We start from the raw sequence: 15,525 nt of genomic DNA on the forward strand, positions 1-15,525 counted from the left end.
AAGGAGGAATATTGATTGGAGGATAACAAGGATGCGTTTATCAGGGACGTTTATCAGCCATACCACCAGGACGTCTACCAATACTGCCTTTATTTTACGAATAACATAGAAGAAGCAAAGGACCTCACCCAAGAAACCTTCATCAAAGCCTTCCATAACATAAACACCTTTCAAGGAAAATCGATCACACGAACATGGATAATGGCCATCGCCAAAAACACTACCATCGACTACTACCGGAAAAAGAAATTCCAACGGCTGCTGCCAGAACGTTGGCGCAGAGAACAGCTAATGGAAGATACTACAGTTACAAAGCACGTTGAAAGAAAAGCGGATTGGGAATTGTTACAGCATGCACTTTCCAACCTGAAAAAGGACTATCGACAAGTCGTCATCTTGCGGGCACTTAAGGACTTTTCCGTTAAAGAAACAGCTGAAATCCTGGATTGGTCAGAGGCGAAAGTACGAACCACCTACCACCGCGCTCTCCATAAATTGAAACAATCCATTGGCCATGATGCGGAAGGAGTGATGTTTTATGAAAAATAACCCTGAATGGCTGGAACCACTAAAGCATCGACCTGATCTTTTTATGGATGAATCTGAAAGTGAACGACTGGAGCGGGTGTTGCGGGGAGAGGAAAAAAGCCGAAAACCTTTGTTACTTCCGAGTATACTCGTTTCTGTTACTATCGCGACCTTGCTCCTATTTTTCGTTTCAAGTCTGATACCAGAAAAACCAGGCCTATCAGCAGAACTTCAGGATAGTTTAAGTGCTTTTGAGGAAATTGGGGAGCCGGTGTACCACCTTACTGAGTTGCCGTTTGAATACAAAAAAGTTATTTCAACCCCTTTGCAATTCAGCTTTTCTAGAGTTGTGGATGTAAGATACATAGGGGAGGAATCCGAGGGGGAGTTACTCGCATTAATGGTTTATTTTGATATGCCAAATGGAGTCGTCCAAGATGCTCCAACCTATACAAATACCACCCTTACGATAAAAGGGGAAGAAATTGAATATACCGTAAAAAACGCAAGGCCAGATTTACAAATTATTACGTGGAAGGAGGGTGGCATAAGTTTTCAAATAATGAACAGCTATCAACAATTGGAGGATATTGAGATTGAACAACTCATCCATTCCATAAAAAAGTACGAATGATTGCCAAGCTATACGATATAATGGTAAGTAGAGAGAGTAGAAACGGGGGGTAATCTATGTATATTTTAGGTTTGGTCTTGTTCGCTATCAGCTTTGGGCTGGTCGGCTATGGCGTGTTTAGTTCGCTTGTGAGGTCGGAAAAGAAAAAAGGCCGGATTTCCATAGTGGCCGGGACATTGCTGCTGATTTTTACGTTTGTGATGTATAGCTATGTTCCTCAAGTGTCTGGGGAAGAGAGAATTACCGCGGATGAGGTGGCTGTGACAGAAGGTGATAATGAAAGGTTTGTGTGTACGGTCACCGACAATAAATTGAAGACTAGCTATAGCAGTTCACCTGGCAGCAAGGAAGCCGCTGAAGAGACGTGTAAGCAATTTGAAGTGGGGAAGAACTACACTATTACGTACGAATATGACTTTGATAATGACAAATATACGATAACAAAGCTGGTTGGTAGAGAAAATTGAGATTGGGGGACTCAAGGCATGAAAGCGTGCCTTGGGTTTTTTGGTTGGTTCGGGTAGTTTTGGTTTTTGGAGAGTATTTTTGGGGGAGGGGTGGTTTTTATTTGCGGAGATTTTGATTTATTTGCGGGTTTGGCGGTTTTATTTGCGCAGATTATAATATATTTGCGGAGATTTCATTTTATTTGCGCTTATTGGTCATATAAAGGCCATTCGACAAGCATCGGCAATTTTCGCCCTCTCCCACACCTTGGTTGTTCCCCCATGAATTTTGCAATTCCCACGCTAATCCCCCTTGACCTTGTGGTGCACCCCACAGTTTAAACTGTAAAAAGGAGGGCAAGAAATGTATAAGGTAAGCGAGTTTTCCGAGATGACTGGACTGAGTAAAGAAACGCTGCGCTATTATGCAGAAGTTAAGCTGCTAGAGCCTGCTTACATTGATCCGAACAACCACTACCGCTATTATGACGATGGCAGCTACTTTTTAGCTGTACTACTCACAAAACTGCGGAGCTTCGGGTTCACGATTCAAGAAATGGTCTCCGTCATGGAGGATCAATCCTTTGAACATTTAGAAGACCTTCTCAAACAAAAACAACAAAAAATCAAACAACAAATCGAAGAACTAAAAACGAAATCACAGGAAATTGATGCGTTTTTAGAATCAGGAAAGGAGTCAGAATCATGATTGAATGGCACGAAGAACGGGTAATTCCAGCGAATATCGAAAAGGTGTGGGAGCTGTATCTTGATAAAAATATTACAAGAACGATGCCCAAAGTGGAGGAGCATACCCTAATTGAAAAAACAGAAACAGAGGTTGGCGCTAAGCACCGCCAAAAATACCGTGAGGGCAAGAGGGTGGAAACGTATATTGTAGAAACACTTGCTTATGTGGATACTCCAGAGAAAAAACACAAACAAATCTCCTTCGTTTTAGGGAAGGCCTTTGAAATTACGTTAAGCTTCACGCTAGACAAAGTGGACGAGCAGCACACAAAATTAACGTATGAGGGTCAAAACAAGGGAGTAAACTTTGTTGGCCGTGCCATGCTGAAGCTTGGCAGTGAAAAAAGTAACAACAAAGTGGTACAGGAATACATGGACCGTATGGAAGCAGAATCAGTAAAATAGAGAGCTGCCATGAAAGATTAGGCAGCTCTCTTTTCTTTTTTACTCACGAGGAACAAATAGCCTCCAATTCCTGCATACATGAGGATACTACTAGCGATTACTTGTGTTTCCATAGATAGGGTAGTCATTCCAAGCAGATATTCCGGAACAATATAGAAGATGGATAACATAATGGAAACGAGAGTTTTACTCCAAATAGAAATCCCGATTAAAAAGGTAATGGCCAGACTGGCGACAACAATGTTCCCGTAATAACCTAACAAAATTATAGGGGTAGTGACGATGTTAGAAAGGAACATTAATCCTCCAAACAGGAACATAGGTAAGATGCCAGCAATACTAAGAAATAAGAATTCCTTCGAGCGGGACAAGCTATGGCTTGCAATGAATTTAAAGGTACCCATGAAGACAAACAGGGAGATAATGCAAACAATAGGGTAACCGATTAATTCAAGTAGGGAGTATTGAAAGCCTGTAAAAATGATGTCCTTCAGCACGATTCCGGAGAATGCGCCAAGAATGATGATGGGAACAAACTTCGCCCAGCCAAGGACATCAAAGGACATTTCACTTGAAAGCTGTTCCATGTATTCTTTTGGGGAGCTTCCAATAATATGTGTGACATCTTTTTGTTCTTTCTCGGCTTCATAAAGATGGACCTCAAGCTCTGAGGTTATCTCATCAATTTCGTCCGTTTTTTTACCGCTCGAAAATAAATAGACTCGTAAATTTTCAATAAACGTTCTGCTTTCTTTTGATAATGGAAGGCTGTTCATGTCAAATTCTCCTTTCTAATGTGTGTGAAACGCCTTTTGGATAACCTTACCTGAAAGGATAAACCCAAGCCCAATCATAAGATAAATCCACCATGCCACAAGTATGTTCGGGCCAAAGTCAGGTGTAAGCCACGTGATGAGGAGAATGATGGCGAATGATCCTCCACCAAATAGTCCTGCTTTCCAATATGCTTTTTTATGTTGTTTCTCTTCTTTAAACAAGGTGGAGCGTACAAGAGTAAGGATCACCTTGGTGCCAATTGACGTAATCAAGATTAAGGGAAAAATACTGGACATAAGGCTGCCAAGTGACAGGACTTCCTTTACATCCATAAACCTTGGAAACACTAGATGGACAATGGCAAGTATGACAGCCCCCCAGCCGAAAAGGTTCAATAGGATGGAAGTGATAAATGGGATGGTCTTACGTTTTTTCTCCCTCGGAAGTCCTTCTATCAGCTCTTCTGCGTAAGCTTTCGGATCATTCCCAAAAAGCTCTTTTCCGTTGCGGCCCGCATGCTGCGCCTCTAGCAAATGATCAAGCAATTCTATTAAAAGCTCTTCACTCTCCTGCTCAGCAATTCGAAGGTCCGTCCGGATATAGACAAGAAAATCCTCGTAAAGCTTTAGGTTATCATCACTAAGCAGCTTCCGTTTTTGATTGTTTTCCTCAATTAGTTCCTTTGTTTTTCTCATGTTCATTCCCCTTTGTGTAGGAGCTGACTGACTGGGCCTGCAATCAAGCTCCATTCGTTCGCGATTTTTGTTAATTCTTCCTTGCCAGCATCTGTTAGAAAGTAATATTTTCTGTTTGGACCTGTTGCGGAAGGCTGCATCTCCCCTCGGATGAAGCCGTTTTTCTGAAGTCTGAGCAGAACAGGATAGATCGTGCCCTCACTGATATCCGGCAGTCCGACTTTTTGAAGCTGCTGGGAAAGCTCATACCCATACACAGGCTTTTGCTCGACGATTGCCATTACACAAGCATCAAGTATTCCCTTCAAAAGCTGGCTTCTTGCTGCCATTTGGTCACCTTCTTTGCGTTTTAGATTGGTGCCTTGTAATGCAAGGTACTGACTTGGAGTGATGGTAGGTATCTTGCATTACATGATACCCTTATTATATGGGGAGGTATCTTGTAATGCAAGGTATATTTGTGGGAAATTTTAGAGTGGGAGGAGAGGGGTGCGATGGGAATTTGTCCAACTATTCGATAATTGAGCCACTTTGGAATTTATTTGTCCAACTTTTCAATAATTAAGCCGCTTTTCATTTTATTTGTCCAACTCAGACCATATAAATGCCATTCGACACACACCGACAATTTTTGCACCGCACTCCCACCCGCATCTGCACCCTCACCGTCATCAGACCCTGACCCCAGTTCCCCCACCCCCAAAATCCCCTCCATATTTAAAGGACTATCCACCCCCCATGTAGAACTCATTAAAAAGGAAAAATAAGGAGATGTGATACATGACGTTAAAAGCAAGCACCATTTATACATACAACGAAGCGGTGGAGGCCATCCAAGAATTCGGCATTCTTCCGCTCGCGCCCCTTTTTGAAAACTACCCTTCGCTCACAAGCTTGACGGAAAAAGAGGCGTGGCATTCAGATACAGAGGGAGATCCGTGGATGTGGAGGACAAGGTTTGCAGCTGATGGGGTGGCAGCTTACGGGAAATTCTTAAAGAAAAAGGCCGTATTTGTATCAAGGGACATGCTGCCAATTATGCTCGCAGCCTTCCCAAAATCACAAGAATCCATCGACGAGCGATATCAAAAAGGCGAGGTATCGAAGGAAGGGGCAATACTTTACGAAATAATCCAACAAGAGCCTGGTATCGATACGCGAGTGCTTAGAGCAAAAGCGGACATGAAGGAAAAAGAAAAGAAAAAGGCGTTTGATCAAGCATTGCTGGAGCTGCAAGGTAATTTAGCGATTGTGGTATCTGGGACAAAGGAAAAGCAGGATGAGAATGGGGAAAAGAACGGCTGGAGCAGTACTTCCTACGAAACGATGAAAGAATGGTGTGCAAAAAATAACCTGGAAACGTCTCACCTGTCCAAGGAGGAAGCACTGCAGAAACTTTTCACCCATTTTTCTGTCTATACCAATGAACAAACAATGAAAAAGATAAAGAGAGCTTTAACTACACCCTAAAGGAAGGACATTAGAATGAATATTAGTCGTTTTTGGGGGAAGCTTGGATTTCTTCTTGTCATACTTCTCAGCATCCCCTATTACTATTCGCTATCAAACTCAATACTAGCAGTATATCTGCTAATAGCTGGCACAACACTCGCGTTATATTTTTCCTACCCAATCTGGAAAGTAAAATGGCCGGCATATTTTTTAACGGCCCTTACGGTTGTTGTCATGCAGCACTTGATTCTCACCCCATATGATTTACTTCCATGGCTGCTTTTGTATTTTTTATTGCTTGATGCCATGTTGCAGTTAGGTAAGAAACGACACAGTCTAGCTGCCATTCTTCTTCCGACTTTCTATTCTATTACTACTTTAGCATTCTCAGATTCTTTCTTTTATCAGCTGCTTCTGCTCCTCTTATTGGTAGGAACAGCGGCGTGGACACATCAGTACTATACTGAAAATAGCAGACTGGATCGGGATTGGAAAAGCCTGCTTGTGGAGTACCGGGCATTAAAAAGACAGCTGCATGAAAATGAAGAGGTGGCAAGGGTAGAAGAGCGAAATCGGATAGCCAGGGATATTCATGATTCAGTTGGGCATCAGCTGACAGCGCTGATGATGCAGCTTGCGGTGGCAGAGCAGCAAGCGGACAGGGAACCAACGCTAAAAGGCATCATCACACAGACAAAACAGCTGGCACGGGATAGCCTAGAAGGAATGCGCAAGGCAGTAAAGGCACTGCAGGGCGAGGAAGAAAAGGGGATATCATCTGTCATTCATCTCATTCGGAAGTTGGAAGCTGAAACACAAATGAGAATTCAGCTGACCACAAAAACCGGGGTCTTGACGCAGGCGTTGACCAATGAACAAAATAGTACGGTTTATCGGTTTGTTCAGGAGGCGCTCACCAATGCCATGCGACACGGAAGCTCACGGGAGATTACGATTACCTTTGAAATTCTTGGTGCGCACAGCTTTCAAGTGACAATCAAAAATAAGACAGCCCATTTTCAGTCCGTTCAGGAGGGCTTTGGGCTTCAAAATATGCGTAAGCGAATGGAAGCACTCAGAGGCAGGATGGAAAGAGAAACGACAGAGAAAGACTTCATTGTGAAAGGGATTTTCCCTTTGAAGGGAGATACATAAGCATGAATAATATTTTGTTGGCAGAGGACCAGGGCTTAGTAAGGCAAGGAATCAAAATGATGATTGAGCAGCATCCAGATTTCCGGGTCGTAGCGGAGGTGGCAAACGGAAAGGATGCAGTGGATGCGTATGAAAAGCACCTTATAGATCTTGTGTTAATGGATGTTCGAATGCCTGTGATGACGGGCTTGGAGGCGACTAAAATCATTCGGCAGCGAGACCCAAGGGCGAAGGTGCTTATTTTGACCACCTTTGCTGATGATGAGTATGCGATGGAGGCCTTGAAGCTTGGGGCACTTGGGTACATTTTAAAGGATGCGGATGCAGCAAATCTACTTTCATCTATGGAAAGCTGCTTAGATGGTGGCATCTCACTTGATGCAGCGGTAGCAGGGAAAGTGGTGCCAAAGCTAATCAATCGGTCAGAACCGCAAACAAACGAGGAAGTTGATTTGACAAACAGGGAGAGGTCAATTTTGCAATTAGTTGGCGAGGGGAAGAATAACCAAGAGATTGCAGAAGCCTTGTATTTGTCTGTGGGGACGGTGAAAAATCATCTCACCGCAATTTTACAAAAGCTTGGTCTGCGGGACCGAACGCAGCTGGCGATTTTTGCTATTAGAAATGGTATCGTCTGATGGAATAGGGGGGTGGCAGTGTGGATCCAAATATGCGGGATTATTATTATGATTCCATGGTACGAAGGGTAAAGGAAAGGTTAGGAGATAGAAGTACGGGCTTGTATGAAAATGGGGAATGGAAGGGCTGGCATCAAAAAATAAATATAACCAAGCAGCACAAAATGGCGTCAGCGGTTTTGTTTATGTTACTTTCATCGGCTCTCTATGTTGGATCTACGTTGATGATATTCCTCCTGTTTTCGATTTTTGCTTACATGTGGGCTAACTATCTCTATTTAATGTTTGTTGGACGGGATTTGGAAATGAAGGTGGTAGAAGAGAAAATAAAGCTGTTTGATGAAGAACAGGGAGTGCTTCGCCTGCAAATCAGTCATCGAAGTCATCTCCCGATTTTCTTTGGTAAACTGCGCGTGGGAACAGACAAGAACCTGTTGTTTCATGGCGGAGAAAAGCTGCTTCATATCAATCAGATGTATATGCCGTTTCAACAGATTGGCAGGAGTGTTTGGGAGGTGGAGCTACCCTTTACAGCAACAAAAAGAGGAGTAGCGCAGTTGCAGCTATTTGACCTAGAGATTGAATCGTTTTTTGGCTGGGGAAAGGTGTACCAGCAGACGAGGGGAAGGCTGAAGTTTGAGGTGATTGTGTATCCGAAAAGTCAAACGGTGCAAGGCTTAGAACGGATTCTTCCTAAAAAGCAAGGAGAACACCCAGTAAGAACGTCTCTTTTTGAAGAAAAAAGCAGGGTGATTGGCACAAGAGATTATGTGAACGGGGATTCCTTTGGACAAATCCATTGGAAAGCAACTGCGAGAATGAACACCCTTCAATCCAAAGTTTACGAGCGAACGTCGCAGCTGTCCTGGTTATTTATCATCGACATTCATACAAGCAACTTTGAAGAAAAACTCCGCGGTGCCGCCTTCCTCCTCCATTATGCAACCAAACATAATATTGCCTACTCGGTGCTGGTTAATATTAAAAAGTTTGGCAATCCCTCTTACGTCGAATTAAATGTAGGGGAAGGAAAGCAACAGCTACATTCAGCATTATTATTGCTGGCAAGAATGAAACAAGAAAGTGTGATGATTCCTCCATCCATGTTTGCAAAAGTCGTACACCAGCACGCAACAGCTTTTCCTTATGCCATCGTGTGTGCCGATGAAGGGGTGTATGAGCGATGGAAGCTTCCAGGTACCATGGAAGGATTTGCTCTAAATGTGATAGACGAAACAACAGGTTCTAGTAATCTTGTCAAACTAGGTGCTAGTAATCTTTTGAAATTGCCGGATAAAGAAAAACAAAGAATTGTGGGGTGAGGCTGCCGGTGGGTGCCAGCCCTTTTTTATGTTGGCTTAGTGAAAGAACGATGTTAATAATGAGTAGTTTTTAGCTGATGATTGGAGCAAATGGCGGAGACTCCGGCGGGAATGAAGCGATAGGCTGGAGACCCCACAGGCGCAGCCGAAGAGGCTTACAAATCGCCCCGTGGACGCGGAGCCTGTTTGTGGAAATCAACAGCGGTAGAAAAGAGCCTATATAAAAGGCTGTTTTCGCAAAGTTTGTTGCTACTGTGTATCTTTAAGACACCCGTCATCAACGTTGCTGTCGTGCTCTTTTCGTGGAGTAGTTTTAAAAACGTGGCAATTTTTCTTAGCCCGAAGATTGGAAAAAGTCTTAAAGCCGACTTTTTCTTAGGTTTTAGCAACAATTTTTTAGAAAAGAGCCTTATGAAAAATGACCAAAGTCACCCTCATCCCTTCAAAGTAATGACCTTCTTCAGGTTAAAATTTTCCAATCGGAAAGTATAGTAAATGTATCAAAGGAGGTTTTCTATATGCTAGAAGCCATTCAATTAACAAAAACATTTAAAAGCACACAAGCCGTTAAAGAGGTAAATTTATATTTGGAAAAGGGGGAGACCGTGGGACTTCTTGGTCCGAACGGAGCGGGGAAGTCCACCACGATTTCCATGCTGAGCTCGCTTGTAAAGCCGACAAATGGAGAGGTGCTCCTAAAGGGTGAAAGTGTGAAGGATCAACCAAAGCATCTTCGAGAAATTTTAGGGGTGGTGCCGCAAGAAATTGCCGTTTTCCCAGAGCTTACGGCAATGGAAAACATGAGTTTTTTCGGGAACATTTATAAGCTTCCTAAAGTGGAGTTAAAGCAACGAATTCAAGAGGTTCTTACCCTTGTGGGACTTGAAGGTCGACAGAAGGAACCTGTGAAGAATTTTTCAGGTGGAATGAAGCGCCGATTGAATATTGCGATTGCGCTTCTTCATAATCCAGAAATCCTCATTATGGATGAACCGACAGTCGGGATTGATCCGCAGTCTAGAAACTATATCCTCGAGACCGTGAAAAGGCTGAATGAAGAGAAAGGGATGACGGTTTTGTATACGAGTCATTACATGGAGGAGGTCGAATTTCTCTGTCAGCGCATCTATATCATGGACAGAGGAGAGGTCATCGCTTCTGGGACAAAAGAAGAAGTGAAAAACATCCTCTCCTCGGAGCATTCCATTGAGGTGGAGGTGGAGACAGCCAATCCGGATTTTATACAAAAGCTTAAAGCGATTCCTGTCATTTCGTCTGTAACCGTCGCCGAAAAAAAAATCATCCTGCTCGCGCCAAAAAATATCAATCTATTAGAGGATGTGTTTTCTGCAGCAAAGGAAACGAACTCCCCGCTAAAAGGCATTCAAATTAAAGCACCAACGCTTGAGGATGTATTCTTGCATTTGACAGGTCGGACATTGAGAGATTAGGAGGGAGCGCATGTTACGAACATTTATAAAAAAAGATTTTTTACATTTATTGCGAGATAAAAAAGAAGTGCTCATTCTCCTGGCGATGCCGTTTGTCCTTATCACCATTCTTGGCTTTGCACTAGGTGGCAATGGAAAGGACAGCGTGAAATTGAATGCTGTGGTAGCGGTGGTCGATCATGGGAATTTAGCACAAGAACTAGAGCAATTTAAGGCTTGGATGAAAGAGGAGGATATCCCAGAAGAAGCACAGGTAGCGCTTGTCACTGCTGCCGAGGAAACGGCTTTTCCTGAGATGTTAGTCGATGGAGTGATGAAAGGGGAATTATCCAATTTTCTAACGGTAAAAGAAGAAGCCCAACGAGCGGCAGCTGTAGAAAATGCAAAATATGCTGGTGTGCTTTATTTTCCAGAGGGCTATCGATTTGAAACGTGGAAAGCGCAGTTCTTTGATGAAGACGCTAATACCAAGCTAGAACTTATGTTGAATCAGGACAAAGGGCTTGAAGCTAGTGTGGTATCAGATGTGGTCGAGAAATTTACCGAGCAAATGCGGCTTTATACGGTACTTACTAGGGAGGCACAGCAGAATAATCAGGCTTCCCCAGATTTTGAGACAGTTTCTGAGATTGATAGTGAAAAAGTGACCTTAGAAGGAGAAGTACCTGTCAATTCCTTTGCATACTTTGCTGTTGGCATGAGCACGATGTTTGCCCTTTATGTCATTTCGTTTGTTGCAGGCTATGCTTATAACGAAAAGACATCCTTTGTATATGACCGAATTTTACTTACCAACACGTCTCCTTTCATTTATGCAGCAAGTAAATGGTTCTCAGCTGTAATGGTTTCGTTTGTCCAGCTTAGTATCTTGTTCGGGGCGGCGGCGCTGGTGTATCAGGTGTTATGGTCGGATATTGTCGCGTTTTTACTTTTAACCCTATGCTTTAGCTTAGTGATAGGATCGATGACCGTGCTCATTACGGCGCTGAATTATCGCTACAACACTCAGCAAATTTCTACTGTTTTTTCCGGGTTCCTTGTCAGCATATTTGCCTTTTTAGGTGGCAGTTTTGTGCCGTGGAGTGAAGTATCTGAAACGATGTATGCAATAGGAGCCTTTACGCCAAATGGAGCTGCTCTGCAGGGATATGTGAAAATTTTAAGCGGCGGAGAGCTTGCCGATATTGTCACGAACCTTGGAAGTCTCCTTGCCATTTCAGTCTTGTTAATCATGATTGCTATTCCATGTTATCCAAAAAGGAGGGTGAGTTAAATGCGCGCAATACTCATCAATCACATACATCATTTACGCAGACAGCCCTTTGCGGTTATTGGGATGATGGTCCTGACTGTGGTGTTTGCCCTAGCACTTGGTCAAGTAAATCATGCATCCCCAGTGAAGGTTCCTGTCTTTTCTGAGGAGCTTAGTAAAACCGAGTTGACCTCCCTTCTTCAAGCGCTGAATGAGGATGTGGAAAACTTCACCTTTATCGCTGAAAAAGAAGAAGTCATCAAAGAGAAGCTAGATGAAGCGAGCATCGATGTTGGCCTACAGCTTGAAAAAGATAGCTATAAGCTGTTTATGAGCGCCACCACCCAAAATAGCACCTTAATGGAGTCGCATGTGGCAACCGTGCTGCAAAATGAGCGTGTGCTACGTGTGGCAGCGACGGAACTTGGTTCAACTCCAGAGCAATTGAAGGAAAAAGTAGCGAGTGCGAGCAGCATGTTCTCATTTTCCCAAAAATCGTTTAATGAAGATGAGTTTGTTTATGACGCTGCCATTCAGTCATTATTTGGCTTTTCTCTATTTTTCGTCGTGTTTACAGTCAGCTTCACAGTAAGTACCATCCTAGACCAAAAGCGTAATGGCATTTGGAACCGAATGGTGCTCTCCCCACTAACAAAAACACAAATGTATCTTGGGCATGTTAGCTATAGCTTTTTCATTGGGTATGTGCAGCTTGCCGTTATCTTTTTATTTTTTCACTATGTAATTGGTGTGGATCTTTATGGAGGGTTTCCGTTTATTCTCGTTGTCATTATTCCTTATTTGTTTGCGCTCGTTTCCTTAGGAGTGCTAATTAGTGCGCTTGCAACGAACCCACGTCAGCTTGATGGGATTATTCCGCTGATTGCTGTCAGCATGGCGATGATTGGTGGGGCTTATTGGCCACTAGAAATCGTTCAATCAGAGGCACTATTGTTTTTATCAAAGCTCGTTCCAATGACATATGGAATGGAGATGCTAAAGGGAGCGACCATCTTAGAGTGGGGCTTGTCGGAATTTTTCTTGCCTGCCTCTGTATTGTTCTGTATGGGCGTGCTGTTTATGGGAATTGGATTGAATTTTATGGAACGGAAGGCGAGTGTGTAAAGATATCTTTACACGCTCTTTTTTTTATTTTATACTTTATGTAAAGATATCTTTACCTTTTGGAGGAAGCGTTCATGAGTGTTGTCAATCATATAAAAGAAATAAGGCAAAAACGCGGGATCACACAAGTGAAAATGGCCGAAGATTTACAGATTACCAGACAAACCATTAACGCTATAGAAAAAAACAAGTACAATCCAAGCTTGGAATTAGCCTTAAAGCTCCTTGCTTATTTTGATGTACCGATGGAAGAAATGTTTTATTTGGAAGAAACAAAGGGGGAGAAAAAAAGGTGAAAATGAAAATTTTGTATTGGTCAGCTTTTGCCTTCATCATCAGTTGTATTCTGGCTGGAGGAAGCTTAGGGGTATACTTAATCGGCAGAAAAGATGGCATTTTTGATATGGAGCTTTTAAGGTCAGTATTTACCGGTACCTTTGGAGGAGTTCTATTTGTCATTATTATTAGTTTCCTAGTAAGGAAGAAAAAGAATAAAACCAACATCCCTACATTCGATGAACGAAACATCCTTATGATGAAACGATATTTTCTAGGTGCGCTTTATTTTGTGCTAGTTGGTAGTGGTGCAGTACTGATGTTTTTGGTTTTTATGGGTGTAGAAACAGTGGAAACAGGGATGCTTGCCTTATATTTAGTTTTGCTTTTTGCCCTTGTTGGTACAGGGGCGTTTGTTACATCAAAACTATGAATCATTTTTGACGGAATGCTTAACTTTCTAATTCCTTTGACGATATAACTTTTAGTGTAAAAACCTAAAGGAGATATCAACATGTTTCGAACTTTACGAAGTAAGCTTGTTTTTTCATTTATAGCAGTTATTGTATTAATTATTTCTAGTGTAAGTGTGATTACTTACATTCAAGCAAAAAAGAAGATTGATCGTGATGTGGTGGCAAATGCCGAAGCCGCAATGGGAGATTTGGAAGAGACTATTCATATTTATTTAGATAAATATTCTAGTATTATTTCAAGCTTCGGTAGCACGCCTTTGGTGTCTGACTTCTTGGAAAGAGAAACACCAGATAATCGCGAGAGAATGCTTGAAGGCTTTAGTCAAGTATTAGAAAACTTTCCAGACATGCAGTTATTTTACATAGCAACTCCAGACAAAAAATTGTATACGTCACCGGAAATTGAGCTGCCAAAAGATTTTGATCCAACCACTCGCGCGTGGTATATTAACGCGTTAAGCAGCCCAAATGAAGTTGTATTTACCAATGTGTATATAGACACAAACACCAATCAACCCATTGTCACGCTTGCAAAAGCAGTAAAAGCGAATGGTGTGATCAGTGGAGTCATTGCTGCAGATATCAACCTGACTTCTTTAGAGGCCTTAGTTGCACAAAAGCAATTAGGTTATGGAGGGTATCCTATCCTTCTTGATAACTATGGTGTGGCACTCGTTCACCCTACCTTGGGTGGAGAAAATTTACTCGATCAAGACCTACCCTTTATCGACCACATGTACGAGGAGTATGCAGGTAACGGTGTAGAAAGGTATACTTTTGACGGGGAAAAACGAGTGTTAGCTTATGAAACCGTCGATGAAACAGGCTGGAAAATTGGTGGAGTGTTTTTAGAGAAAAACATGCAGCAGTTAGCAGCAGATATTTTAAGAACGATTTTGATTGTTGGAGTAATTGCCATTATTTTAGCGATGGTGATTACGATTGTGCTGGCAAGATATATTACCAAACCTGTATTGCAGTTAAATGAAGAAGTGAAAAAAGTTGCGGAAGGCAATTTATCCGGTGACATTGAAGTGAAAACAAAGGATGAAATCGGGTTGCTTGCCACTTCGTTTAAAACGATGCTTGGTAATATGCGCGAAATGATTAGTACGGTTGGAGATTCATCGCAAAAGGTGAAAGCAGCGGTGGAGGATATGAGTGCAGTCACAGAAGAGGTATCCGCAACAAGTGAGGAAATGAATCGTGCTATTGAGGAGCTATCAAAAGGTGCGATTCAACAAGCGACAGACCTTGAGGGAACCAATTCTCGTACACTACATCTTGCCGAAAACATTGAAGACGTTCTTTCTAAGCAAGGGGAGCTCGATAAGCTATCGGGTCAAATTGTCGAGGCAAATGAGACGGGTATGCAGAAACTTGAAAATCTTCAGGATCATACCAATGAATCACGAAAAATTGTCAAGAGCTTGGATACACGGATGACTCAATTTACCGACAAGATTAAAAGTATTGAAGAAATCACGCACACCATTAATGAAATTTCGGAACAGACTAATTTGCTAGCCTTAAACGCGAGCATTGAAGCTGCTCGTGCCGGCGAACACGGCCGTGGATTTGCAGTTGTTGCAACTGAGGTGCGAAAGCTTGCCGAGCAAACAGCAGATTCCACTCACCATATTAAAGGTGTTATTTCAAGCATTGAAGCAGAATCGAAGGTTATATTAGACGAGATGAAACGCACCAATCATATCTCTGAGGAACAAAGCCATGCGGTGAAGGACACGGGAGACTCGTTTGGTGAGATTGCAACGAATATTCGTTCTATTATCGGATTTATCGAAGAAATCATGGAAAACATGAAGGTGATGAACGAGTCGAAAGAAGAAGTGCTTGCTTCTGTTGAAAGTATTTCGGCAATTGCTGAGCAATCCGCAGCAGGAACAGAGGAGATCGCTGCGTCAACCGACGAGCAGGTGAAAGCGATTAGCACCATCGCCTATTCAGCTGAGGAGCTGCTTACGATGAGTGAGGATTTAAGTGAGATGATTAAGCGATTTAAGCTAACAGAAGAAAATTAAATGTGAGTAATGGACCCCTGGCTGCGTATGGCTGGGGGTTTTTATTTCACAGCTCATATATTTTTTTTATCAACGCAACGTATTTCATCCTCTGTTTGTCT

The 15,525-nt window shown here is 42.5% G+C and carries 18 protein-coding genes; 15 read left to right on the forward strand and 3 right to left on the reverse strand.

The window, feature by feature from the left end:
- Nucleotides 1–15 precede the first annotated feature (15 nt).
- The 5 genes from FIU87_RS01280 to FIU87_RS01300 all read left to right on the forward strand — a co-directional run bounded on the left by FIU87_RS01280 (nucleotide 16) and on the right by FIU87_RS01300 (nucleotide 2,763).
- A complete protein-coding gene (locus FIU87_RS01280) occupies nucleotides 16–549 on the forward strand; it encodes an RNA polymerase sigma factor (RefSeq protein ID WP_152442919.1) in 534 nt (177 codons plus the stop codon).
- Nucleotides 539–1,162 carry a hypothetical protein gene (locus FIU87_RS01285; RefSeq protein ID WP_152442920.1) on the forward strand — a complete coding sequence of 208 codons (624 nt, stop codon included), beginning with the start codon at nucleotides 539–541 and terminating at the stop codon, nucleotides 1,160–1,162. The genes FIU87_RS01280 and FIU87_RS01285 overlap by 11 nt, the downstream gene beginning before the upstream one ends.
- 56 nt (nucleotides 1,163–1,218) lie before the next feature.
- A complete protein-coding gene (locus tag FIU87_RS01290) occupies nucleotides 1,219–1,629 on the forward strand; it encodes a hypothetical protein (protein ID WP_152442921.1) in 411 nt (136 codons plus the stop codon).
- Between the two features lie 343 nt (nucleotides 1,630–1,972).
- A complete protein-coding gene (locus FIU87_RS01295; protein ID WP_152442922.1) occupies nucleotides 1,973–2,317 on the forward strand; it encodes a MerR family transcriptional regulator in 345 nt (114 codons plus the stop codon).
- Nucleotides 2,314–2,763, forward strand: coding sequence for an SRPBCC family protein (locus FIU87_RS01300; protein WP_152442923.1), 450 nt, complete (start codon nucleotides 2,314–2,316; stop codon nucleotides 2,761–2,763). Before FIU87_RS01295 ends, FIU87_RS01300 begins: the two co-directional genes overlap by 4 nt.
- Nucleotides 2,764–2,780: 17 nt before the next feature.
- Here FIU87_RS01300 and FIU87_RS01305 read toward each other — a convergent pair whose 3' ends face one another.
- Genes FIU87_RS01305 through FIU87_RS01315 form a run of 3 tightly spaced genes read right to left on the reverse strand, consistent with a single transcriptional unit; the run spans nucleotide 2,781 to nucleotide 4,564 of the window.
- A complete protein-coding gene (locus FIU87_RS01305; RefSeq protein WP_152442924.1) occupies nucleotides 2,781–3,539 on the reverse strand; it encodes an HAAS domain-containing protein in 759 nt (252 codons plus the stop codon).
- A gap of 15 nt (nucleotides 3,540–3,554) precedes the next feature.
- Nucleotides 3,555–4,235, reverse strand: a complete 681-nt coding sequence (locus FIU87_RS01310) for a DUF1129 family protein (RefSeq protein WP_152442925.1) — start codon at nucleotides 4,233–4,235, stop codon at nucleotides 3,555–3,557.
- A 2-nt stretch (nucleotides 4,236–4,237) separates the two neighbouring features.
- Nucleotides 4,238–4,564 (reverse strand): PadR family transcriptional regulator, encoded by a 327-nt coding sequence (locus FIU87_RS01315; protein WP_152442926.1) that lies wholly within the window; start codon nucleotides 4,562–4,564, stop codon nucleotides 4,238–4,240.
- 451 nt (nucleotides 4,565–5,015) lie between these two features.
- On the opposite strand from FIU87_RS01315, the gene FIU87_RS01325 reads away from it, so the two are divergent.
- From FIU87_RS01325 to FIU87_RS01370, 10 genes are all read left to right on the forward strand, one after another.
- Nucleotides 5,016–5,705 carry an AlkZ-related protein gene (locus FIU87_RS01325; protein ID WP_152442928.1) on the forward strand — a complete coding sequence of 230 codons (690 nt, stop codon included), beginning with the start codon at nucleotides 5,016–5,018 and terminating at the stop codon, nucleotides 5,703–5,705.
- A 15-nt stretch (nucleotides 5,706–5,720) separates the two neighbouring features.
- Nucleotides 5,721–6,842, forward strand: a complete 1,122-nt coding sequence (locus FIU87_RS01330; protein WP_152442929.1) for a sensor histidine kinase — start codon at nucleotides 5,721–5,723, stop codon at nucleotides 6,840–6,842.
- Nucleotides 6,843–6,844: 2 nt separating this feature from the next.
- Nucleotides 6,845–7,480, forward strand: a complete 636-nt coding sequence (locus tag FIU87_RS01335) for a response regulator transcription factor (RefSeq protein WP_152442930.1) — start codon at nucleotides 6,845–6,847, stop codon at nucleotides 7,478–7,480.
- A 20-nt stretch (nucleotides 7,481–7,500) separates the two neighbouring features.
- Entirely contained in the window at nucleotides 7,501–8,802 is a 1,302-nt protein-coding gene (locus FIU87_RS01340) for a DUF58 domain-containing protein (RefSeq protein WP_152442931.1), read from the forward strand.
- A gap of 518 nt (nucleotides 8,803–9,320) precedes the next feature.
- Nucleotides 9,321–10,253, forward strand: coding sequence for an ABC transporter ATP-binding protein (locus FIU87_RS01345; RefSeq protein WP_152442932.1), 933 nt, complete (start codon nucleotides 9,321–9,323; stop codon nucleotides 10,251–10,253).
- A gap of 10 nt (nucleotides 10,254–10,263) precedes the next feature.
- Nucleotides 10,264–11,526 carry an ABC transporter permease gene (locus FIU87_RS01350; RefSeq protein WP_152442933.1) on the forward strand — a complete coding sequence of 421 codons (1,263 nt, stop codon included), beginning with the start codon at nucleotides 10,264–10,266 and terminating at the stop codon, nucleotides 11,524–11,526.
- Complete coding sequence (locus tag FIU87_RS01355; RefSeq protein WP_152442934.1) at nucleotides 11,527–12,630, forward strand: ABC transporter permease; 1,104 nt, start codon at nucleotides 11,527–11,529, stop codon at nucleotides 12,628–12,630. It begins immediately after the preceding gene.
- Nucleotides 12,631–12,704: 74 nt separating this feature from the next.
- On the forward strand, nucleotides 12,705–12,926 hold the full coding sequence (locus FIU87_RS01360) for a helix-turn-helix transcriptional regulator (RefSeq protein WP_152442935.1): 222 nt from the start codon (nucleotides 12,705–12,707) through the stop codon (nucleotides 12,924–12,926).
- Nucleotides 12,923–13,339, forward strand: coding sequence for a hypothetical protein (locus FIU87_RS01365; protein ID WP_152442936.1), 417 nt, complete (start codon nucleotides 12,923–12,925; stop codon nucleotides 13,337–13,339). The genes FIU87_RS01360 and FIU87_RS01365 overlap by 4 nt, the downstream gene beginning before the upstream one ends.
- 81 nt (nucleotides 13,340–13,420) lie before the next feature.
- Complete coding sequence (locus tag FIU87_RS01370; protein ID WP_152442937.1) at nucleotides 13,421–15,424, forward strand: methyl-accepting chemotaxis protein; 2,004 nt, start codon at nucleotides 13,421–13,423, stop codon at nucleotides 15,422–15,424.
- The last annotated feature ends 101 nt before the right edge of the window (nucleotides 15,425–15,525 follow it).

It is taken from the genome of Bacillus sp. THAF10, assembly GCF_009363695.1.
GTDB lineage: Bacteria > Bacillota > Bacilli > Bacillales > Bacillaceae_I > Sutcliffiella_A.

Excerpts from the sequence above, each read along its gene's own strand:
- FIU87_RS01285 (WP_152442920.1), top strand. The coding sequence starts at position 539 with ATGAAAAATAACCCTGAATGGCTGGAACCACTAAAGCATCGACCTGAT.
- FIU87_RS01290 (WP_152442921.1), top strand. The coding sequence starts at position 1,219 with ATGTATATTTTAGGTTTGGTCTTGTTCGCTATCAGCTTTGGGCTGGTC.
- FIU87_RS01295 (WP_152442922.1), top strand. The coding sequence starts at position 1,973 with ATGTATAAGGTAAGCGAGTTTTCCGAGATGACTGGACTGAGTAAAGAA.
- FIU87_RS01300 (WP_152442923.1), top strand. The coding sequence starts at position 2,314 with ATGATTGAATGGCACGAAGAACGGGTAATTCCAGCGAATATCGAAAAG.
- FIU87_RS01305 (WP_152442924.1), bottom strand. The coding sequence starts at position 3,539 with ATGAACAGCCTTCCATTATCAAAAGAAAGCAGAACGTTTATTGAAAAT.
- FIU87_RS01310 (WP_152442925.1), bottom strand. The coding sequence starts at position 4,235 with ATGAGAAAAACAAAGGAACTAATTGAGGAAAACAATCAAAAACGGAAG.
- FIU87_RS01315 (WP_152442926.1), bottom strand. The coding sequence starts at position 4,564 with ATGGCAGCAAGAAGCCAGCTTTTGAAGGGAATACTTGATGCTTGTGTA.
- FIU87_RS01325 (WP_152442928.1), top strand. The coding sequence starts at position 5,016 with ATGACGTTAAAAGCAAGCACCATTTATACATACAACGAAGCGGTGGAG.
- FIU87_RS01330 (WP_152442929.1), top strand. The coding sequence starts at position 5,721 with ATGAATATTAGTCGTTTTTGGGGGAAGCTTGGATTTCTTCTTGTCATA.
- FIU87_RS01335 (WP_152442930.1), top strand. The coding sequence starts at position 6,845 with ATGAATAATATTTTGTTGGCAGAGGACCAGGGCTTAGTAAGGCAAGGA.
- FIU87_RS01345 (WP_152442932.1), top strand. The coding sequence starts at position 9,321 with ATGCTAGAAGCCATTCAATTAACAAAAACATTTAAAAGCACACAAGCC.
- FIU87_RS01350 (WP_152442933.1), top strand. The coding sequence starts at position 10,264 with ATGTTACGAACATTTATAAAAAAAGATTTTTTACATTTATTGCGAGAT.
- FIU87_RS01355 (WP_152442934.1), top strand. The coding sequence starts at position 11,527 with ATGCGCGCAATACTCATCAATCACATACATCATTTACGCAGACAGCCC.
- FIU87_RS01360 (WP_152442935.1), top strand. The coding sequence starts at position 12,705 with ATGAGTGTTGTCAATCATATAAAAGAAATAAGGCAAAAACGCGGGATC.
- FIU87_RS01370 (WP_152442937.1), top strand. The coding sequence starts at position 13,421 with ATGTTTCGAACTTTACGAAGTAAGCTTGTTTTTTCATTTATAGCAGTT.